Genomic DNA, 20,144 nt, shown 5'->3' with positions numbered 1-20,144 from the left:
CGCCTGGAAGAAGAGCCCGTGACCACGCAACCTTCCGGCCCCGGCCAGGAGCCGCAGCGGCCCACGCAGCCCTCGCAGCCGCCGGGCCCGCGCCCCACCGGTCCGCCGTCCGGCCCCCTCTCGGGCGGGCGGCAGGGCCCGCCGCCCACTCCGCCGGCCCCGCCGACCGGGGGGACGCCGCCTGGGCCACCCGCCAAGGGGCCCTGGTGGCGGTCCGTACCCCGGCTGGTCACCGCACTCGTCGCGGTGGCCGCCGCCGTGGTCCTGGCCGTGGTGCTGACCCGGCCCGGCGGCTCCCCTTCCGCCCGCGGCGAGGTGTTCCTCCAGCCCGCCTCCGCCACCGGCCCCGCCCCCTTCACGGAGTCCACCGCCACGCAGGAGGCCGTGGAGCCGCCGCAGAGCCCGGCGCCGTCGGCGCAGAGCGCCACGCCCGGCACCGGCACCACCGCCACGCGCAGCATCAGCGGCTCGGCGCCGGGCCTGTACGGCGGCACCCGGTCCGTGGCGAGCTGCGACGTCGAGAAGCAGATCCGGCTGCTGTCCGCCCAGCCCGCAAAGAACGGGGCCTTCGCCTCGACGCTCGGCATCCGGCCCGAGTCCGTACCCGGATACCTGCGCGCGCTCACCCCGGTGCAGCTGCGCACGGACACCCGGGTCACCAACCACGGCTACCACGACGGGAAGGCCACCGGCTTCCAGTCGGTGCTCCAGGCCGGGACGGCGGTGCTGATCGACGACAGGGGGGTGCCGCGGGTGCGGTGCGCGTGCGGCAACCCGCTCGGGGCCCCGGTCGCGCTGGCCGCCGACCCGAAGCGGCACGGGGAGCCGTGGAGCTCGTACGAGCCGTCGAAGGTGGTGGCCATCGCGCCGTCGGTGACGGTCGTCCACAAGTTCGTGATCTACGACCACCACGACGGGCGCTGGTTCGCGCGGGACCGGGGCGACCACCGGGGCAAGCACGACAAGCCCGTGGCGCCGCCGCCCGTGCTCCCGCCCGCGCCGGTCACACCGTCGCACCCCGCTCCCGCGACCTCCGCGGAGTCCCCGACCGCGCCGACCCCCTCGCACCCCCCGGCCGAGTCGGCGTCCGAGTCGGCGTCCGAGTCCTCGCCCCCGCCGCCGTCCCCGTCCGAGCCCCCGTCCGAGCCTGTGTCGAAGCCCGCGCCCCCGCCCTCGTCCGAGCCCCCGTCCGAGCCTGTGTCGAAGCCCGCGTCCGCGCCTGTGTCCGAGCCTGCGTCCGCGTCCGAGCCCGCGTCCGAGCCCGCGTCGAAGCCCGCGTCGAAGCCCGCGTCCGCGCCTGTGTCCGAGCCCGCGTCGAAGCCCGCGTCCAAGCCTGCGTCCGCGCCCCCGCCGGGGAACCCGTCCGACTCCGGCACACCGTCCGCCCACGGCGCCGGCTGACCGGCGGGAGGCCTGTGCGGGCAGGCGTCCGGGAACGGTGAGACCCTGGCTGCATGGCCGAAAGGGGAGCGAGCCCCGAGGTCGACTGGCCCGCGCGGCCGGACATGAGCCTCGCGCTCAACCGCATGGGCACCTTCGACTGGGACCTCGACAGTGGGCAGATGCATCTGGATCCCACCGCCCTCGAGGTCCTCGACCTGCGCCCCGAGGAGTTCACCGGCACCCCCGAAGGGCTGCGGGTACGGGTGCCGCCCGGCGAGGAGGTCCGGCTCGACGCCCGGGTCGCGCAGGCGCTCAAGGACGGCCGCAGCCACTACGGGGCGTACGTACGGACCCGCCTGCGTGACGGGACCCCGGTCTGGACCCACATCCAGGGCCACATCCTGCGCGAGGCCAACGGCCGCCCGTACCGGATCATCGGGATCCTGCGCGACGCCGCCCACGACCCCGGCGAGCCCGGCGCCGGCGGGGAGCAGGCCGAGGGGCGGCGCCGGATGACCGGCGTCGTCGAGCGGACCAGCACGATCCTGGCCCACGCCCGCACCGTCAACGACGTGACCGACGTCCTCAAGGACCCCGAGGCCCTCGGCCACCTCGGCGCGGTCAGCGTGATGCTCGGTATCGTCGACGGCGGCCGGATCCACCTCGTCGCCGAGGGGCAGCTCGGCTCGTACGTCCCCGAGATCGAGTACACCCGGATCGACGCGCGGCTCCCGATGAGCGAGGCCGTACGCAATCTCCAGCCGGTGTTCATCGCCTCGCGCGAGGAGTTCCAGGAGCACTACCCGCAGCTCTGGCCGTACATCGAGCCGCTCTCCGTGCGCAGCGGCGTCTACCTGCCGCTGATCGCCCAGGGCCGGGCCGTCGGCGCGCTCGGGCTGCTGTACACGCGGGACGGAGACTTCACCGCCGAGGAGCGGAACCTGCTCGTCGCGCTCGGCAGCGGCATCGCGCAGAGCCTCCAGCGGGCCATCCTCTTCGAGCAGGAGCACGATCTGGCGGAGGGCCTGCAGCGGGCGATGCTGCCGCGCCGGATCCCGGAGGTGCCGGGCGCGCGGATCGCCGTACGGTACCGGGCCGCCCGGATGGGGCGGGACATCGGCGGTGACTGGTACGACGTGGTCCCGCTCGGCGAGGGCCGCGTCGGGGTGATGATCGGCGATGTGGAGGGGCACGACACGGACGCGGCGGCGGTCATGGGCCAGCTGCGGATCGTCCTGCGCGCGTACGTCGCCGAGGGACACACCCCCGGCACGGCCATGGCGCGGGCCTCGGCCTTCCTGCGGGAGCTGGATACGGAGCGGTACGCCACCTGTACGTACGCCGAGGTGGACCTGAACACCGGCAGGCTCCAGTTGGTCCGCGCCGGCCACCTCGAACCGGTGGTGCGGCGCGGCGACGGCAGCTGCCACCGCATCGCGGTGGCCGGCGGACTCCCGCTCGGGCTGCCGCCCCGCGACAATCTGGGAGTCGGCTCCGGCTACCCCGTCACCAGCCTCGAACTGCACCCCGGGGACACTCTGGTGCTGTGCACGGACGGCCTGCTCGAACGGCCGGACGGCGCCCCCGAGGCAGGGATGCAGGAACTCATGGAGGCCGTCCGCGCCGGGCCCGTGGACGTAGAGGAGCTCGCCGACGTCCTGTGCGACCTCGTCGGGGACGCGGGCGCCGGCGACGACATGGCCCTGCTCCTGCTGCGCCGCCGCGGCACCCCCGCCCCGCGCGGCGGCGGCCCGCTGCGCCTGCCGCTCACCCCGGGCGACCCCGACGGCCCGGCGATGGCGCGCCACCTGATCCGCGCGGCGGTGGCCGCGTGGGGCGCCGCGGACCGGGCCGACGAGATCGAACTGGCGGCGGACGAGCTGATGACGAACGCCCTCGTGCACACCGAAGGCGGCGGCCACGTCAATGTACGGCTGACCCCGGAGGGCCGGATCCGGATCGAGGTCGAGGACTCCAGCAGCGCCCTGCCGCGCCGGCGCGAGGCGGACGACTGGGCGGTGTCGGGGCGCGGCCTGCTGCTGGTGGACCGGCTGGCCGGGGAATGGGGCGTGGAGCCCCGGGGCGGCGGGAAGAGCGTGTGGTGCGAGTTCGCCGTACCGGGGCACCCGGCTCCGCCGTGACCTGCGGGGGCGCCGCCGGGCGGCGGGTCAGACCGCCGCGTACGGGCCCTGCTCCGCCTTGATGGTCTGCATGGCCGTCAGCTTGCGGACGAAGACGATGGCGAGGACGGCGGCGGCGACCGTCACCAGGTCGGTGACCATCCCCACGGCGGACGCGTCGCGCAGGGCCTCAGGGGTGTCGGCCCCCTTGTACATCGAGCTGAACACCCGGTCGAGCACCAGCGAGGAGGCCCACAGGGCCCACCAGGCGTTGAGGGGCGCGGCCGAGACCTCGCGGAAGGAGCCGTCGGGCCCGAGCTGGGTGCTGGCCGTCCAGGTCTGCCTGGCGATCTGGAACGGCAGGAAGAAGTTGCCGATCGGGATGAACCAAGCGCCGATGGCCCAGCCGCGCTTCTGGACGAAGGCGTCGGGGCGCATGATCTCGCCGTTCACGCGCACGCGGTGGAACCAGATGATGAAGACGACCGCCGTGGCCAGCAGGATCAGGGCCTGGAGGGAGCCGGCGACAGCGGTCATGACGTCCGACCGGTCGAGCGTGCCCTGGCCGACGTCCGCCGGGTCGGTGCTCACGCGCTTCATGAGCGTGAAGACGTACCCGCTGATGGCCGCCGAGAACAGGTTGACCGCGGCCGCGACCCCCAGCAGCGCGGTGACCGCGACCGCCAGGCCGCGCGGGGAGCGCAGCACGTCGGTGGGGGGCAACGGAGCGGCGTACGGCATGCCGGGGTACGGGCCGCCGGGGTACCCGGGCTGGGGTGGGCCGGGGTACGGGCCGCCGGGGTACCCGGGCTGGGGTGGGCCGGGGTACGGCTGTCCGGGGTAGGGCTGGGCCGGGTGGGCCTGCGCCGGGTGGGCCTGCGCCGGGTACGGCTGCGGCTGCGCGGCGGGCTGCGGCTGCTCCGGTGCCGGAGCCGGTGCTGAGGCTTTGGCCTCGGTCGGGGGCTGCGGCGCGGCCGGGGCTTCGGCCGGGGCTTCGGCCGGGGCTTCGGCCGGGGCCGCGGCCTCGGCCGGCGGCTGAGCCGGAGGTGGAGTCGGCGGGCCCTGCGGCTCGTTCGAGGACATGCGGTGTGTACCCCCCACGGGAACATGTGACTGAGATGCGGATGCCCGCTGACCTGCGGCGGGCACGCTCGAACCTTGCCAGCCCGGCATCCGGCGGCCAAATCCTTTCTGCGGGCCGAATGACGGGCGAATGGCTGAAACCGCGGGGCACGGACGGTCGTGCCCGCCCAGGGCGGGCCGAGTGGCCGATCCTGCCTGGGTGCTGAGCCTGCGTCCGCTGCTGCCCGTCCTGCTCGCCGCCGTACTCGTCGCTCCCGCCCCTGCGCCCGCGCTCGCCGCCGGTGCGGGGTCCGACGGGATCGAGACCGCCCGTACCGGCCGGCAGATCGCCCCCGGGATCCGGCTGGAGTCGTACGACCGGCTGGAGGCCGACCGCTGGCTGCGGATCGACGAGCTCCTCGTCGACCTCGGCGGGAGCGGCGGGGTGCGCGCCGAGTACCTGGGCGGGCACGGCCCGGCCACCGTCGCCGAGTCCGCCGCCCGCCACCCCGCGGGGCCCGGGCGGCGCGTGGTCGCCGCCGTGAACGGCGACTTCTTCGACATCCGGGGTACGGGCGCACCGCTCGGCCCCGGCCTCGGCGACGGCCGGCTGCTGCACTCCGCGGGCCCGGGGCCCGGCGAGGCCCCGGCCGCCGGGTTCGGCGCCGACGGCAGGGGCCGGATCCTGCGCCTCGGCCTCGACGGGAGCGTCACCCTGCCCGGTGGCGCGGTGCGCCCGCTGACCGGCTACAACGCGGCCCGGCCGGCCGCCGGGGGCCTGTCCGCGTACACCTCCGACTGGCCGGGGGCGGAGTTGCCCGCCCTGGGTACCGCCGTGGCGGTCCGGGACGGCCGGGTCACGGCCGCGGCCCCGCCCGTACGGGGCCCGGCCCGCCGGGAGCGTCCGGAACCCGGCACCACGCTGCTGTCGGCGGCCGCCGGCGGGTCGGCCGCCGCCGAACTCGCCGCCCTGCGGCCCGGGGACGCCGTGGCCGTCGCAGCCCGGGCCGTCCCGGGCGCCGGACCGGTCCCGGTGGCGGCCGTCGGCGGTCGCGAGGCCCTCGTGGTGGCCGGTGTCCCGCAGAACCACGACGGCGAATCGAACGACACCGCCGCGCCGCGCACGGCCGTCGGGTTCTCGCGCGACGGGCGTCGGCTGCGGATCCTCACCGTGGACGGCCGCCAGCGGGACAGCGGCGGCCTGACCCTGACCGCGCTGGGCGGGCTGATGCACCGGCTCGGCGCGTACGAGGCCTTGAACCTCGACGGCGGCGGCTCCTCGACCCTGCTCGCCGGGCTGAGCGGGGCGACGGCCCTGGCGTTGGAGAACTCCCCGTCGGACGGGCGGCCGCGGCCCGTGCCGAACGGGCTCGTCCTCACGGCCCCGGCGGGCTCCGGCCGGACCGCCGGGTACCGGATCGAGCCCGTCGGCGGCACCACCGAGGACTTCACCCGGGTCTTCCCCGGGCTCACCCGGGGACTCTCGGCCACCGGGTACGACGCGCTGCTGGGTCCGGCCCCGGGCGCGACGGTGTGGTACGCCGAGGGGGCCGGCCGGGTCGATTCCGCCGGGGTGTTCCACGCCGTGCGCCCCGGTCGTGCGACGGCGCACGCCCGGCGCACAACGGCGCACGGTGCGCTGTCGCTTGAGGTGCTCGGCCCGCTGACCCGGATCCGGCCCGCGCCGGCCCGGATCGGGCTCGCGGAACAGGGGGAGAAGGGCGGATTCCGGCTGACCGGGTACGACGCACAGGGCGCCGCCGCCGTCGTGGAACCCCGGGACGTGGCCTTGGAGTTCGACCGGTCCCGGTGGAGCGTCGCCGATGACGGCCGCGGCGGCTTCACCGTCACCGCCCTCGTCCCCCAGGCCACGGGCCACCTGCGCGCCACGGTCCGGGCGGCCGGCGGCTCGCCGGGCGCGGCCGTCGAAATCCCGCTCGGCGTCGGGCTGGTGACCCTGCCGCTCGCCGATCTGGCCGATGCCGGGGAGTGGACCGGAGCGGGCGCCTCCGTGGCCGAGGGGCATCCGGGCGCGGGGCTCGCCCTGGATCTGCCCCGGGCCGGGGCGCAGGGGAGTGCCGCTCCGCCGCGCCCCCTGCCCGTGCCGGAGCTCGCCCGTTCGCTCACGCTCTGGGTCGGCGGCGACGGCTCCGGGGCCCGGCCCGCCGCGGAACTGGCCGACGCGGACGGGGCCGCCGTCACGGTGCGCGGGCCCGCCGCGGACTGGACCGGCTGGCGGGAGGTCACCCTTCCGCTCCCGGCCACCGCCCGGCCGCCGCTCACCGTGACCCGGCTCTCGGCGGTCGGGGGGACCCGCCCCGGACGGCTCGGGCTCGACACGCTCGGCGCCCGGACCCCGCCGACGGGACCCGCCGCCGTGCCCGTGGTCCGGGATCCGATCGTGGCCACCGAGGCCGGGGTCCGGGCGCGGCCCTGGCGGTTCGCCGTCGGGGGCGGGGCCGGGGGCGGGGACGCCGGTGCCGACTTCGTGCTGACCGGCGCCGACCGGCCGGAGTTCGTGCACCGCGGGGTGCGGTTCCTGTCGCTCGACACCGCCAAGCCCACCTTGGGGGGAGGCGGCCTGTACCGGATGCGGGCCCTGCGCGAGGCCCTGGCGGCCGCCGCCCGGGAGCCGGACACGGGCGCGCTGGCCGTCGTACGGGCGTACGCGCCGGACCGCGTGGACCTCAAGGAGGCTGCCCTGACGGGGCGTCTGCTCGCCGGGTTCCGGCGCACCACCGGCAAACGGGCCGCCGTACTCACCCTCGGCGCCCCGGAGTTCGCGGCGGACCGCTCCGAGGGCGTCCTGTCGGTGGCAGCCCCGAGCACCGGCCGGACCCTGGTCGGCGTCGACGCCTTCGCCCCGGGGGACTGGCTCGCGGTCCGGCACACGCCCTGAACCCGGTACGAGTCAGAGCTCCACGAGCGTGACCTCGGTCGCCTTCACGCTGGTCCACACCTTCGAGCCGTCGACCAGCCCCAGTTCGGCCGCGGCCTCGGGGGTGATCTCCGCGACCAGGTCGGGGGCCTCGGCCGAGCCGACCAGCACGCGCAGTCGGCTGCCGACGGCGGTGATCTCCCGTACGGAGCCCTGCCAGACGTTGCGCGGGCTGCCGGCCGGGCGGTCGCGGTGCACCGACACCGCCTCCGGGCCGATGATCGCCAGCGCCCGGGACCCCTCGGGCAGCGCCTCCGCCACCACCAGGCGGCCCCCGGCGGCGAGTACGAGGCCGTCGGCCGACGCGGTGCCGGACCAGGCGTTGCGGCCGAGCATCCGGGCGACCCAGGGGGAGCGGGGGTGGCGGGTGACCTCGGCGGGCGGGGCGTCCTGGAGGGTACGCCCGTCGGCGAGGACGAGGACCCGGTCGGCGAGGGAGACCGCCTCGACGGGGTCGTGCGTGACGATGAGGCAGACTCCGCCGAAGCCGGCCAGGTGCGTGCGCAGGGTGTGCCGGACCCGGGCCCGCGTGGTCTGGTCGAGGGCGGCGAGCGGTTCGTCGAGGAGCAGCAGACGAGGCCGGGCGGCCAGCGCGCGGGCCAGGGCGACGCGCTGGGCCTGGCCGCCGGACAGCTGCGCGGGTTTGCGGGCGGCGAGGTGGCCGACACCGAGCCGGTCCAGCCACAGCTGCGCCTCGCGGCGGGCCTCGGCGCGCGGCACCCGGCGGGCGCGCAGCCCGTACGCGGTGTTGGCCAGCGCGCTCAGGTGCGGGAACAGTGCGCCGTCCTGCGGGACCCAGGCCACCTGGCGCTTGTGCGGGGGCAGCTCGGTGACGTCGGTGTCGCCGAGCCGGAGTTCGGCGTGGGCGCGCGGGGTGAGGCCGAGGAGGGCGCGCAGCAGGGTGGTCTTGCCGGCGCCGTTCTCGCCGACGACGGCGATGGTGGTGCCGGGATCGGCATCCAGGGTGAGCTCGTTGAAGCCGGTGACGGTGGCGTGCAGCGGCCAGTGGCCGCCGTCGTCGGGGGCGGCGGACGGGCCGGCGGGCAGGCCGTCGGGCAGGCCGTCGGGCAGGTCCGCCGGCACCGGTGCGCCCGGCGTCCGCTCGGTCCCGGGGGCCGCGGCCGCCGCCTCGTCCGGTATCCCCGGGGCCGCGGCGGGCCTGGCGGCGGCCGGGGTGCCGGTCCAGCGGCCGCGCAGGGCGATCAGTACGGCCATGGCGATCACGAGCAGCAGCAGTGAGACGGAGGTGGCGGCCTCCGGCTCGTCCTGGAGCAGCAGGTACACCTGGAGCGGCAGGGTCTGGGTGGTGCCGGGCAGGTTGCCCGCGAAGGTGATGGTCGCGCCGAACTCGCCGAGCGCGCGGGCCCAGGTGAGGGCGGCGCCCGCGATCAGGCCGGGCGCCACCATCGGCAGGGTCACGGTGAAGAACACCCGGACCGGCGAGGCGCCGAGGGAGGCGGCGGTCTCCTCGTAGCTCTGCTTGAGGCCGCCGAGCGCACCCTCCAGGCTGATGACGAGGAAGGGCATGGCGACGAAGGTGGCCGCCACGACGGCCCCTGACGTGTGGAACGGCAGAGTGATCCCGAACGTCCCCTCCAGCCAGGGCCCGAGCAGCCCGCGCCGGCCGAAGCCCAGCAGCAGCGCCACGCCGCCGACCGTCGGCGGCAGCACCATCGGGAGCAGCACCAGCGAGCGGACGAACGCCTTCCCCCTGAACGGGACACGGCCCAGCAGCCAGGCCAGCGGCACACCGAGGAGCAGAGAGAGGCCGAGAGCCCACAGGGAGACGAAGAGCGAGAGGCGCAGCGCCTGGACCACACCCGGGCTGGTGAGGTGGGTGCCGACCTCGCCCCACTCGGTGCGGCTGAGGATGCCGATGAGGGGCAGCAGCAGGAACGCGACGGCGAGCAGCGCGGGCAGCGCCAGGGTCACGGGGGGCCGGGTGCGGGTGCGGTGTCTGCTCATGTGGATTCCTGGCCGAAGCGTACGGGGGACGGGAAGCGCGGGGAGTACAGGAGCGCGGGGAGTACGGCGCGTCGGCGGGGATACGCGGAAAGGGACCGCCCGTCCCCCCGGACCAGGCAGTCCCTCTCGATCCTTGCGGCTGCGGCGCCGGTTACGCCTTCTGGAAGCCCGCGTCCTGGAGGATCTTCTGCGCCTCGGGGGTGCTCAGCCAGGCCACGAACGCGGCGGCGGCCTCGGCGTTCTTGGACGCCTTCAGGGTGGCGGCCGGGTAGGAGGCCACGGCGTTCTCGGCGTCCGGGATGTCCACGACGGAGACCTTGTCGCCGGACTTGATGGTGTCGGTCTTGTAGACGAGGCCGGCGTCGGCCTCGCCGAGCTCGACCTTGCTCAGCACGGCGCGCACGTTGGGCTCCTGGGAGACCGGCTTCACCTCGATCTTCTGGGCGTCGAGGATCTGCTTGCTGTAGCGGCCGACCGGGACCTCGGGCGCGGCGAGCACGACCTTGATCTTGGTGTCGGCCAGGTCCTTCAGCTCGTCGACCTTGAACGGGTTGCCCTTGCCGGCCGCGATGACCAGGCGGTTCTTGGCGATGATCGCCGGGTCGTTGGTCTCGGCCTTCAGCCCGTCCATGGTCTTGGTGTCGGCGGTGACCAGCGCGTCGGCCGGGGCGCCCTGCTTCACCTGGGCGGCGAGCTCCTGGGAGCCGGCGAAGGAGAAGGTGACCTTCGTGCCGGGGTGCGCCTTCTCGTACGCGGCGCCCGCGGTCTTGAAGACGTCGGTGAGGGAGGACGCGGCGAGGACGGTGAGGTTCGCGGCCTTGGGCTCGGCGGAGGCGGAGGCGTTCGCCGAGGGGGAGGCCGCGGCGCCGGAATCCTTCTTGTCGCTGCTGCCGCAGGCGGCCAGCGCGGGTACGAGGAGGGCGGCGGTCAGCGCGGCGGTGAAGGCACTGCGGCGGTTCAGGATCGGGGACATGAGCTGGTGCTCCTCGGTCGGGTCGGCGGCCGGCCTGGTGCCGGTTCCGCGTGGTGGTGACCCGCGCCGGTGACGGGCGGAGCGGGTGAGAACGTGCGCTGGTGCTGGAGGGTCAGGTGCGGTCGATGTGCACGCTGGTGGACTTCACGCGGGCGGTGGCCTGCATGCCGACCTCCAGTCCGAGTTCCTCGACGGCCTCACGGGTGAGCAGGGAGACCAGGCGGTGGGGACCTGCCTGGATCTCGACCTGGGCGGCCACGTCTCCGAGCTTGACGGCGGTGACGATGCCGGGGAACGCGTTGCGGGCCGAGGTGTACGGCTCCTCGTCCTCGGCGTGGGCGCCCTGGCCCACTGCCACGGAGAAGGCGGCCAGGTCGCGGCCGTCGATCAGTCGCCGGCCGGCGTCGTCGCGGTGGGTCGCGACACGGCCGGCGTCGGCCCAGCGGCGGGCGGTGTCCGGGCTGACGCCCAGCAGGCGCGCCGCCTGTCCGATGGTGTAGGACTGCATGAGCGACAAGGTAGGGGCACGTGTCCCGCATTTGCAATTCCCTTGGGCTGATACACATGGCAGATGCCATGCCCTTTGGCATTTCCGCCAATATGAATTCCGCTTGGGGCCGGCCGGCTGGCTAAAGTTTCGGCATGGCTGATGAAGCAACGGGAACGGGCGCGGGAACGGCTACGGGAACGGGGACCACGGGATCCGCCCGGGTGGACGCCTGGATTTGGTCGGTCCGCCTGACGAAGACCCGTTCGGTCGCGGCGACCGCGTGCCGGGCGGGCCATGTGAAAGTCAACGGGGAGCGCGCGAAGCCGGCGCAGGTGGTGCGGGCGGGGGACGAGGTACGGCTGTTCCACGCGGGGCGCGAGCGCATCGTCGTGGTGAAGCGGCCGGTGACGAAGCGGGTGGGTGCGCCGGTGGCCGCGGAATGCTTCGTCGACAACAGCCCGCCGGCGCCGACGCGCATCGAGGCCGAGGTGGTCGGTGTCCGCGACCGCGGCACGGGCCGCCCCACGAAGCGCGACCGCCGCGAAATCGAATCCCTCCGCGCCCGGGGCCGCTGACCGGACCAGGCCGAGCCGGGCCGGCGCGATCCGAAAGGGGACGCCCCGGCCCGCCGGTCAGACCTTGCGGTACGTGTAGGCCTCCTCGGCCGCCGCTGCCACCGCGTCCAAGGGGGCGCCCGCGGAGGCTGCCACCACCGCGGCCACCGCTCCCTCCAGGAACGGGGCGTCCAGCAGCCGGGACCCCGGCGGGAGTTCGTCCTCGACCAGCAGCGCCTTGACCGTCAGGACCGAGCTGCCCAGGTCCGCCAGGAGCGCGACCCCCGCGCCCCGGTCCACCTCGTGCGCGGCCGCCGCGATGCGGTCCGCGTCCGTACCCAGACCGCCGTCCGCGGTGCCGCCCGCGGCGGCCACCGGGACCACCGGGCCGCCCGCCGCCAGGCCCCGCGCCAGGTCCGCCACGGATTGCGCGACCGCCGCGCTGTGCGACACCAGCACGATCCCGACCGCCGGCCCGCTCATGCGGCGTCCGCCGCATCCGTAGCGTCCGCCGTGTCCGCGAGAGCCCCCAGCAGCAGGGCCGCCGAGGTCGCCCCTGGATCCTGGTGGCCGATGCTCCGCTCACCGAGGTAGCTCGCCCGCCCCTTGCGGGCCAGCATCGGCACCGTCGCCTGCGCCCCGTTCTCCGCCGCGCCCGCGGCCGCCCGGTACGAGGTGCTCAGCGCCGCCACCCCCGGTACCAGCGCGTCCAGCATCGTCTTGTCGCCCGGCGCCGCCCCGCCGAGCTGCGCCACCGCGCCCACTCCCGCGTACAGAGCCTTGCGCAGCGCTTCGTCGGAGACCTCGGCGGCCTCCCCGAGCTCCTTGCCCGTGCGCCGCAGCAGCGTCCCGTACAACGGGCCCGAGGCCCCGCCGACCGTCGAGATGAGGGTCCGCCCCGCCAGCACCAGCACCGCCCCCGGACTCGCGGCGGGATCCGCCGCCAGGGCCGCCCGTACCGCCGTGAAGCCGCGCAGCAGATTGCTCCCGTGGTCGGCGTCCCCGATGGGGGAGTCGAGCTCGGTCAGCCGGTCCGCCTCGCGCTCCACCGCGGCCCCGGCGGCTGTCATCCAACGCCGGAAGAATTCCACGTCACGCAATTCCGTCTCCTCACCGTGTCCACAACCTTGTCCGCACCGTGCCCGCCCACCCTCTCAGCAGCCCCACCGCAGGGCCGGAGTCCGGACGGGCGCGTCCCACAACCGCAGCAGCTCCTCGTCGGCGCGGCACAGCGTCACCGAACACCCCGCCATGTCCAGGGACGTGACGTAGTTTCCGACCAGCGTCCGCGCCACCGGCACTCCGCGCTCCGCCAGCACCCGCGCCACCTCCGCGTGGAACCCGTACAGCTCCAGCAGAGGCGTCGCCCCCATGCCGTTGACGAGTGCCAGTACCGGCCCGTCCGCCGGAGCCACCTCCCCGAGCTCCTCCAGTACGGCTCCCACCGCGACCTCCGCGATCTCCCGGGCCGGCATCATGGCCCGCCGCTCGCGGCCCGGCTCGCCGTGGATGCCGATCCCCAACTCCAGCTCCCCGTCGGGCAGGTCGAACGTCGGGCTGCCCTTCGCCGGTGTCGTACACGCGCTGAGCGCCACCCCGAAGCTCCGCGAGGACGCGTTGACCCGCCGGGCGAGCTCGGCGACCCGCTCCAGCGGGGCGCCCTCCTCGGCGGCCGCACCGGCGATCTTCTCGACGAACAGCGTGGCCCCGGTGCCGCGCCGCCCCGCCGTGTACAGACTGTCGGTGACGGCCACGTCGTCGTTGACCAGCACGCGTTCCACCCGCAGGCCGTCCTCCTCGGCGAGTTCGGCGGCCATCTCGAAGTTCAGCACGTCCCCGGTGTAGTTCTTGACGACGAACAGCACCCCCTGCCCGGAGTCCACGGCAGCCGCCGCCCGCAGCACCTGGTCGGGCACCGGCGAGGTGAACACCTCCCCGGGGCACGCGGCCGACAGCATCCCGTACCCCACGAACCCGGCGTGCAGCGGCTCGTGCCCCGACCCGCCCCCGGACACCAGCCCCACCCGGCCCCCGGCCCGGGCGTCCCGCCGTGCGACGACCCGCCGCTCCACATCGACGTCCAGCTCGGGATGCGCGGCCGCCATCCCCCGCAGCGCATCGGCGACGACGGTCTCGGGACTGTTGATCAGCATCCGCATGGGTATCTCCTGGTGAGGCCGACAAATGGTGGGCGGGAGGGGGACAGCGCGCTCGCTCCCCCTACCCAGCCGGACGGCGCGCTCATGCCGACCGGCGGTCCAGTTCCTCGTCGAGCGCCAACGCGGCGTCGATGAGCGCCAGGTGCGTGAACGCCTGCGGGAAGTTGCCCAGCTGCTCGCCGGAGGCCCCGATCTCCTCGGCGAACAGGCCGACGTGGTTGGCGTACGTGAGCATCTTGTCGAACGCGTACCGTGCCTGGACGATCCGGCCGGCCCGGGCCAGCGCCTCGACGTACAGGAAGCTGCACAGGTTGAAGATGCTGGGCGAGTCGAACCGCGGCGTGCACCGCCAGCCGACGGTCCCGGCGCTGGAGACCAGCGCGACCGTCTGGAGATCGCCGATCAGACCGTGGTCCGCGATCGGGGGATAGGCAGTCATGGCGACTCCGGTGGTGAGTGGCTGCCCTCCCACGGTACGTACGGTGCCCGGATCGCGCCCGGCCGGACGGTCGCGGACGCGGACGCGGACGCGGACGCGGTGAGCGTGCACAGCCGGACGTCATCACCGGCCGGGACGGCGAGCCGTGCGTCACTCCGCGAGTTCGCGCGTGTCCAGCGGGAGCCGCCAGACGTTCCGCCGGTGGACGGCGTCGAGTTCGGCCTGGAGCGGGGACGGCGGCACGGTCAGTACGGGGCAGGGCGCGTGCGCCAGGCAGTGGCGGGCCACCGAAGGCCGCAGCAGGCGGCGTACGGTCCCCCGCCCGCCCGTCCCCACGACCAGCAGGTCCTCGGGGCCGCCCACCGCATCGACGAGGGCCGCGCCGGCCGTGGCCCGTACGGCGTGGCCCGCGAGAGTCACGCCCGGCCCGGCCGGGCCGAACGCTGCGTCGAGGGCCAGCCGCAGCCGCTCCTCGGCCGCGGCCTTGGCGGCGGCCAGCACCGGGACCCCGCCCGGGCCGCGGCTGCCGATGTCCCCGCCGGGCGCCTGCCAGGCCAGGACCACCCACAACTCCGCGCCCCGCACCCGGGCCTCGGCGGCGGCCCGGTGCAGGGCCGTCAGGCTGCCCGAGCTCCCGCTCACACCGACCACGACCCTGTGCCGCACTGCGTCCACCGTCCACCCCTCATCCGGTCTGCTGCCGGCTCCCATGCAAGCGCCGGGCGGGCGGATACGGGTGGTCCGCTGACGGCTTCCTGACGGGGAAGCCGCGAACCATGACGGGTTGCTGATACCGCTCGCCGTCAGCCGGCGTGGACGTGGGGGCGGCGGTTGCGGTCGGGTTCGGCCTCGCGGATGACCTCGCGGGTGACGGGGGCGACCTCGCCCTGCCCGAAGAGGAAGAAGCGGAAGAAGTTGGCCATCGGGTTGCCCTCGGTCCACTCGAAGTAGATGTGCGGGCGCTGGCCGGTCTCGTCCCGTACGTGGAGGAGGAGGGCGGCGAGCGCGTTGGGGATGCTGGAGCTCTCCAGGGTCAGGACGCGGTAGCGGCCGTGCAGGACTTCACCGCGCACCCGCATGCCGGATTCGAACTCCGACGCGTCCAGGACGGTGACCTCGACGAACATGACGTCGTCCTCGGCCGGGATGTCGTTGTCCGCGCGGATCTGCGCCTTCTTCAGCCGGTACTCGTCGAGGTCCCGGTTGTCGGGCTCGTTGGCGATGAAACGCATCGTGCGGTTGGCGGTGTCGCGGATGAACCGCTGCGCCATGTCGTCGAACTCCACGTGCGTGACGCGCAGCTCGAAGACCCGGGCGAGGCGGGAGAGCAGGGAGAGGGCCATGATGCCGGCGATGAAGCAGGCACCGATCTTCACGCCGTCGGGGCGCTCGGCCACGTTGACCGCGGTGGTGTAGACGAAGACGGCGGAGATCACGCCGAAGCCGATCGCCCAGCCGCGCTCCCCGGCCCGTCGGGCGGCGATGGTCACGGCGACGGCCGCCGAGGTGATCAGGACGAGGACACCGGTGGCGTACGCGCCGCCCTGGGCGTCGACGTCGGCGTCGAAGATCCACGTCACCAGGAAGGCGATCAGGGTGAACACGATGACCATCGGGCGCAGGGCGCGGGCCCACTGCGGGGCCATGCCGTAGCGGGGCAGGTAGCGCGGCATCAGGTTGAGCAGGCCGGCCATGGCCGACGAGCCCGCGAACCACAGGATGAGGATGGTCGAGATGTCGTAGACCGTGCCGAACGCGGAACCCAGGTACTCGTGGGCCAGGTAGGCCAGGGCGCGGCCGTTGGCCTCGCCGCCGGGCTGGAACGCTGCGGGCGGGATCAGCAGGGTGGTGACGAAGCTGCTGGTGATGAGGAACACGCTCATGATCACGGCGGCGGTGGTGAGCAGCTTCTTCGTGCCGCGGATCCGGCCCGCGGGTTTCTCCTCCGTGTCGTCCGGGGAGCCCTGGACGTGCGGCATGACCGCGACACCGGTCTCGAACCCGGACAGACCCAGCGCCAGCTTCGGGAAGACCACGAGCGCGATGGCGATCATCATGAACACGTTGCCGTGCTCGGCGGTCAGCGCTTCCTTCCAGTCGCCGATGACCTGCGGCTCGCTGGCGACCTGCCACAGGCCGACCGCGATGACGACGACGTTCAGGGCGAGGTACGAGAAGACCAGGACCACGGCCACCCCGATGGCTTCGCTGAACCCCTTGAGGAACACCGCGCCCAGCAGGGCGATCATGATCAGGGTGATCAGGACCTGATGGCCGTTGAGCGTGCTCGTCAGATGCGGGTTCTCCACCAGGTGCGCGGTCGCGTCGGCCGCCGACAGGGTGATCGTGATCAGGAAGTCGGTGGCCGCGAAGCCCAGCAGGGTCAGGACGAACAGCTTGCCCTTCCAGAACGACAGCAGCCGTTCCAGCATCGCGATGGACCCCTCGCCGTGCGGGCTCTCCTCCGCGACGCGGCGGTAGACCGGCAGCGCCCCCAGCAGGGTCAGTACCACCAGCACGATCGTCGCCAGGGGTGACAGCAGGCCGGCCGCGAGGGCCGCGATGCCCGGCTGGTAGCCGAGGGTGGAGAAGTAGTCGAGGCCGGTCAGGCACATCACGCGCCACCACGGCCGCCCGTGGTCGGCGGCCCCGGCCGCCGGGCTCCCGTCCGGCTCCTCCTCCGGCCGATGGCCCGACCGGTGTTTCGTCTGGTCGGTCAGGCCTTCCAGGAGCCATGCCCTCAGGCGGCTCGGCTGGGTGGGGGTGGCCATCGCGGGTGCTCCTTCGTACGGCTTGGATCCGGCCATCGGTGCGACGGCTGGGCAAGCGTACGGAACTCGATCATTCGTGCACGCGCGCGTTCTCATGCTGACGGGCCCTTGACGGTGCCGCTCGGGGGATTGCTCCGGTTGGGCGGAGCCCCGTACTTCGCCCGGAACCCGCCTCCCACCTGCGTAGACGTGCCGTACCACGGCCCTGCCTGGACGGCCGTCCAAGTTCGCGACCCCCACCGGTCTTGACGGCTCCTTAACGCCTCCCTAGCGATACCTTGACGGCCCGATTCCGGGGGAGCGGGCGCCTGTGGGCCATGAATCGATCGAATGTTCGAGTGGCGCGATATGATGGATCCGTGCGTACGATCCCCGGCCTTCAGGGCTCCCTCTTCGACCAGGGCGACGAGATCCGCCTCGGCCCCCTCCCGGGGCTGAGCCGAACCGGGCTGGGCGCCGGGGCCTGGGTCGACCACCTGCCCGGCTGGCTCTCGGGCGCCGACACGCTGTTCGAGCGGCTGGCCGAGGACGTGCCGTGGCGCGCCGAGCGCCGCCAGATGTACGAGCGCGAGGTCGACGTACCCCGCCTGCTCGCCTTCTACGACGAGGGCGAACCGCTGCCGCACCCGGTGCTCACCGAGGCCGGCTCCACGCTGACCCGGCACTACGCCCCCGAGCTGGGCGAGCCCTTCGCCACCGCCGGACTCTGCCTCTACCGCGACGGCCGCGACAGCGTCGCCTGGCACGGGGACCGCATCGGCCGGTCCGCCACCGAGGACACGATGGTCGCGATCCTCTCGGTCGGCGACCCCCGCGATCTCGTCCTGCGCCCCCGCGACGGGGGACCCACCCTGCTGCGCCTGCCCCTGGGGCACGGCGACCTCGTCGTGATGGGCGGCTCCTGCCAGCGCACGATGGAGCACGCCATCCCCAAGTCCACCCGCGCCGTCGGCCCGCGCATCAGCATCCAGTACCGCCCCCGCGGCGTCCGCTGAGCCGTGGTCCCCGGTCGCCGGGGCCCCGCTCAGTACCCGTAGACGCTCAGCTCCGTGATGGACGCGAAGATGTGCTCCCAGACCGCGGCGCCGGGCTCTTCGGGATCGTCGGACTCCAGGACCTCCGGCTCCAGGTTCCCCACCTCGCAGAGAAAGGAGCCGTAGCCGTTCTCCTCGGGATACGGGTCCCAGCACGCCCCCATGAACCGCCGCACGGCCTCCAGGAGGCGTACGAACGTCTCCGTGTCCCGGGCGAACGGGAACGGCCCCTCGCCCTCGCGGACCAGGGACACCGCGCCCGTCTCCGGGTGGACGAGCACATGGCCCTCGTCGGCGTAGCCCAGCTCGAACGTCCCCAGGCGCAGCAGTCCGCCGAAGCCGGCCTCGGACTCCGGCTCCCCGGGCCCGTCCCCGGGCCCGTCCTCGGTCCAGGCGAGCTCGAACGAGGTCACGCCCGCCGCCCAGTGGCGCGGCAGGCCCACGGTGCTGATCAGCTCCCGGGTCGGGAGGTGGGTCAGTTCCGCGGGCAGCCGCGCATCCGGTACGCGGACCGTGCGGTCGGCGCCGAACACCGCCTCCACGCGGGCCGCGTCCAGCGGGGTCTCACCCGGCTCCGGGCCGGCGAACCACGGATCGCTCGCGCCCTCGTTCCACGAGGAGGTGTCGGCGCCGCCGGCGGGCCAACCGGTCGCGGACACCGCCCCGTTGCGCTCCACCACCACGATCCCGCGGGCCTCGGCAAGCAGGAAGCGGCCCCCGCCGAGGGGTACCGGGTCCTCCCAGGTGCCGGGGCAGTGCAGGGCCCAGGCCTCCTCGTCCGGGTCGAAGAGGAACGGCTCCGCCTCCTCGGGCTCCGCCGTGCGCCGGGTGAACTCCCCGGCGGCGGGCGCGGGGCACGGCGCGCCGGTGGCCAGGTCGAACCAGCGTTCCTCGGTCCACAGCGACCAGACCTTCAACAGGCTCCGGCCTTCCGGCCCGTCGAAGACCAGCGCCGAGGCGTCCCCGCTGAGGTTCGGTTCGGCCCGGAAGGCCCCGACCGGCCGCCACCAGGCCCATACGGTCCGCCACGGCATGCCGGGCTCGGCCGCGGCTATCCGCTCCGCGTACGCGTCGTGTCCCAGCACCTTCGCGGCGAAGTGGAGCCACGAGCCGAACTCCGCCCGCGATACCTCCGCGTACCCGAACACGGCCTCGGCCTGGCTGAAGACCTCACGGGCGACCCCGCCCCCCGTCTCGGGGCCGGGCCACTCCCGTATCCGGGCGGCTCCGGCCTCCGGCGGGGCGGCGGCGGAGGGGAACAGGGCGTCAAGATCTTCGCGAGGCATGCCGACCATGGTGCCGGAGGCCACTGACAGTCCCCGACCCAGGGGATGTTGGGCCCGTGGCGGCCCGTGGCGGCCCGCGCCGCTACGCGGGGTCCGGCTCCTTCGCCGCGGCGGGCTTCGAGGCCGCCGTCACGCCCGGCCGCACCGCCGCGGCCGCCGCGTGCAGGGAGCGCAGCGCCAGCAGCAGTACGCCGATGTCGTCGAGGTACACGGGGTCCGGGATCAGGTCCACCGGTGAGACGGTGTAGATCACCGCGACCCAGAACAGCGCCTTGTCGCGCAGCGGGATCCCGGCGTCGAGCAGCAGCCGCCGCGCCGCGAAGACCCGTACGAGGAGCACGCCGGCCGTGATCGCCAGCCCGAGGGCGACGAGCGCGGCGATCGTCAGCCAGACCGTTGCGTCCATGTCACCCCTATACCCCGTCCGGCCGCGCCACCCGCGCCCTGCCGTCCACTATCCGCCGTCCGTCAACCGCCGTGCGTGCGCAGCCGGCGGCTGACCTCGCCCAGCCCGTCCGCAAGCGCTTCGAGCTGCGCGGGCGTGAGCACGTCGATCAGTGCCTTCCGGACCGCCGCCACATGCCCCGGCGCGGCCTCCTCCAGGCGGGCCCGGCCGGCGTCCGTGAGGACGGCGAAGACCCCGCGCACGTCGGATGGGCAGCTGCGGCGGCGGACCAGGCCCGCCTTCTCCAGCTGCGTGACCTGGTAGGTCAGCCCGCTTTTCGAATTGATCAGGCCATTGGCCAGTTCTGTCATCCGCAGCTCGCCGTCCGGAGCCGCGGCGAGTCGTACGAGTATCTCGTACTGCGGGTGCGAGAGGCCGGAGTCGTCCTTGAGCTGCTGGTCGAGGTGGCGGTTCACCAAGGCGGACGCGGCCAGGAAGCCGCTCCAGGCGCGCATCTCGCGCTCGTCCAGCCATCTCGTTTCAGCCATGCGCCCAGCCTACACGGGTTGTTCCAATTTGAATCAC

General features: G+C 74.5%; 17 protein-coding genes and 1 pseudogene. 5 read left to right on the top strand and 13 right to left on the bottom strand.

The features are described 5' to 3' along the window. Positions 1–18: 18 nt before the first annotated feature. Positions 19–1,401 (top strand): DUF6777 domain-containing protein, encoded by a 1,383-nt coding sequence (locus tag ACIQU4_RS35470; protein WP_403739802.1) that lies wholly within the window; start codon positions 19–21, stop codon positions 1,399–1,401. 53 nt (positions 1,402–1,454) lie between these two features. Then, positions 1,455–3,524 (top strand): SpoIIE family protein phosphatase, encoded by a 2,070-nt coding sequence (locus ACIQU4_RS35465; RefSeq protein ID WP_403739800.1) that lies wholly within the window; start codon positions 1,455–1,457, stop codon positions 3,522–3,524. A gap of 27 nt (positions 3,525–3,551) precedes the next feature. Here the strand turns inward: ACIQU4_RS35465 and ACIQU4_RS35460 are convergent, their stop codons facing one another. After that, positions 3,552–4,586 (bottom strand): DUF4328 domain-containing protein, encoded by a 1,035-nt coding sequence (locus ACIQU4_RS35460; protein ID WP_403739798.1) that lies wholly within the window; start codon positions 4,584–4,586, stop codon positions 3,552–3,554. A 199-nt stretch (positions 4,587–4,785) separates the two neighbouring features. Here ACIQU4_RS35460 and ACIQU4_RS35455 point away from each other — a divergent pair, with 199 nt between their 5' ends. After that, entirely contained in the window at positions 4,786–7,464 is a 2,679-nt protein-coding gene (locus ACIQU4_RS35455; RefSeq protein WP_403739796.1) for a phosphodiester glycosidase family protein, read from the top strand. Between the two features lie 12 nt (positions 7,465–7,476). Here ACIQU4_RS35455 and ACIQU4_RS35450 read toward each other — a convergent pair whose 3' ends face one another. The 3 genes from ACIQU4_RS35450 to ACIQU4_RS35440 form a co-directional block, all read right to left on the bottom strand. Continuing rightward, positions 7,477–9,468 carry an ABC transporter permease gene (locus ACIQU4_RS35450; protein ID WP_403739793.1) on the bottom strand — a complete coding sequence of 664 codons (1,992 nt, stop codon included), beginning with the start codon at positions 9,466–9,468 and terminating at the stop codon, positions 7,477–7,479. A gap of 151 nt (positions 9,469–9,619) precedes the next feature. Next, a complete protein-coding gene (modA, locus tag ACIQU4_RS35445; protein WP_403739790.1) occupies positions 9,620–10,441 on the bottom strand; it encodes a molybdate ABC transporter substrate-binding protein in 822 nt (273 codons plus the stop codon). Positions 10,442–10,553: 112 nt separating this feature from the next. Beyond that, entirely contained in the window at positions 10,554–10,949 is a 396-nt protein-coding gene (locus ACIQU4_RS35440) for a molybdopterin-binding protein (RefSeq protein ID WP_053692665.1), read from the bottom strand. Between the two features lie 134 nt (positions 10,950–11,083). On the opposite strand from ACIQU4_RS35440, the gene ACIQU4_RS35435 reads away from it, so the two are divergent. Then, positions 11,084–11,506 (top strand): RNA-binding S4 domain-containing protein, encoded by a 423-nt coding sequence (locus ACIQU4_RS35435; RefSeq protein WP_403739787.1) that lies wholly within the window; start codon positions 11,084–11,086, stop codon positions 11,504–11,506. 57 nt (positions 11,507–11,563) lie between these two features. On the opposite strand, the gene ACIQU4_RS35430 is transcribed toward ACIQU4_RS35435, so the two are convergent. The 6 genes and pseudogenes from ACIQU4_RS35430 to ACIQU4_RS35405 all read right to left on the bottom strand — a co-directional run bounded on the left by ACIQU4_RS35430 (position 11,564) and on the right by ACIQU4_RS35405 (position 16,854). Next, complete coding sequence (locus tag ACIQU4_RS35430; protein ID WP_403739783.1) at positions 11,564–11,968, bottom strand: PTS-dependent dihydroxyacetone kinase phosphotransferase subunit DhaM; 405 nt, start codon at positions 11,966–11,968, stop codon at positions 11,564–11,566. Continuing rightward, positions 11,965–12,585 carry a dihydroxyacetone kinase subunit DhaL gene (dhaL, locus tag ACIQU4_RS35425; protein ID WP_403739780.1) on the bottom strand — a complete coding sequence of 207 codons (621 nt, stop codon included), beginning with the start codon at positions 12,583–12,585 and terminating at the stop codon, positions 11,965–11,967. The genes ACIQU4_RS35430 and dhaL overlap by 4 nt, the downstream gene beginning before the upstream one ends. Positions 12,586–12,639: 54 nt before the next feature. Beyond that, positions 12,640–13,644, bottom strand: a complete 1,005-nt coding sequence (gene dhaK / locus ACIQU4_RS35420; protein WP_403739777.1) for a dihydroxyacetone kinase subunit DhaK — start codon at positions 13,642–13,644, stop codon at positions 12,640–12,642. An 82-nt stretch (positions 13,645–13,726) separates the two neighbouring features. Then, a pseudogene (locus ACIQU4_RS35415) lies at positions 13,727–13,972 on the bottom strand (glycoside hydrolase family 15 protein); the annotation flags it as partial. Between the two features lie 261 nt (positions 13,973–14,233). Beyond that, positions 14,234–14,794 (bottom strand): universal stress protein, encoded by a 561-nt coding sequence (locus ACIQU4_RS35410; protein ID WP_403739774.1) that lies wholly within the window; start codon positions 14,792–14,794, stop codon positions 14,234–14,236. A gap of 92 nt (positions 14,795–14,886) precedes the next feature. Next, positions 14,887–16,854 carry an APC family permease gene (locus ACIQU4_RS35405; RefSeq protein ID WP_403739772.1) on the bottom strand — a complete coding sequence of 656 codons (1,968 nt, stop codon included), beginning with the start codon at positions 16,852–16,854 and terminating at the stop codon, positions 14,887–14,889. A 359-nt stretch (positions 16,855–17,213) separates the two neighbouring features. Between ACIQU4_RS35405 and ACIQU4_RS35400 the strand changes: the two genes are divergently transcribed. Beyond that, positions 17,214–17,849, top strand: a complete 636-nt coding sequence (locus ACIQU4_RS35400; protein ID WP_403739770.1) for an alpha-ketoglutarate-dependent dioxygenase AlkB — start codon at positions 17,214–17,216, stop codon at positions 17,847–17,849. 29 nt (positions 17,850–17,878) lie between these two features. Here the strand turns inward: ACIQU4_RS35400 and ACIQU4_RS35395 are convergent, their stop codons facing one another. The 3 genes from ACIQU4_RS35395 to ACIQU4_RS35385 form a co-directional block, all read right to left on the bottom strand. Next, positions 17,879–19,174, bottom strand: a complete 1,296-nt coding sequence (locus tag ACIQU4_RS35395; RefSeq protein ID WP_403739767.1) for an SUKH-4 family immunity protein — start codon at positions 19,172–19,174, stop codon at positions 17,879–17,881. An 82-nt stretch (positions 19,175–19,256) separates the two neighbouring features. Continuing rightward, positions 19,257–19,580 carry a YkvA family protein gene (locus ACIQU4_RS35390; protein WP_403739765.1) on the bottom strand — a complete coding sequence of 108 codons (324 nt, stop codon included), beginning with the start codon at positions 19,578–19,580 and terminating at the stop codon, positions 19,257–19,259. A gap of 62 nt (positions 19,581–19,642) precedes the next feature. Beyond that, positions 19,643–20,107 (bottom strand): MarR family winged helix-turn-helix transcriptional regulator, encoded by a 465-nt coding sequence (locus tag ACIQU4_RS35385; RefSeq protein ID WP_403739762.1) that lies wholly within the window; start codon positions 20,105–20,107, stop codon positions 19,643–19,645. Positions 20,108–20,144 lie beyond the last annotated feature (37 nt).

Origin of the sequence: Streptomyces sp. NPDC090741 (assembly GCF_044769045.1) — a bacterium.
Taxonomy (GTDB): Bacteria; Actinomycetota; Actinomycetes; order Streptomycetales; family Streptomycetaceae; genus Streptomyces.
Note: the sequence above shows the minus strand (reverse complement) of the source record. Positions and strands in the feature narration are given on the sequence as shown.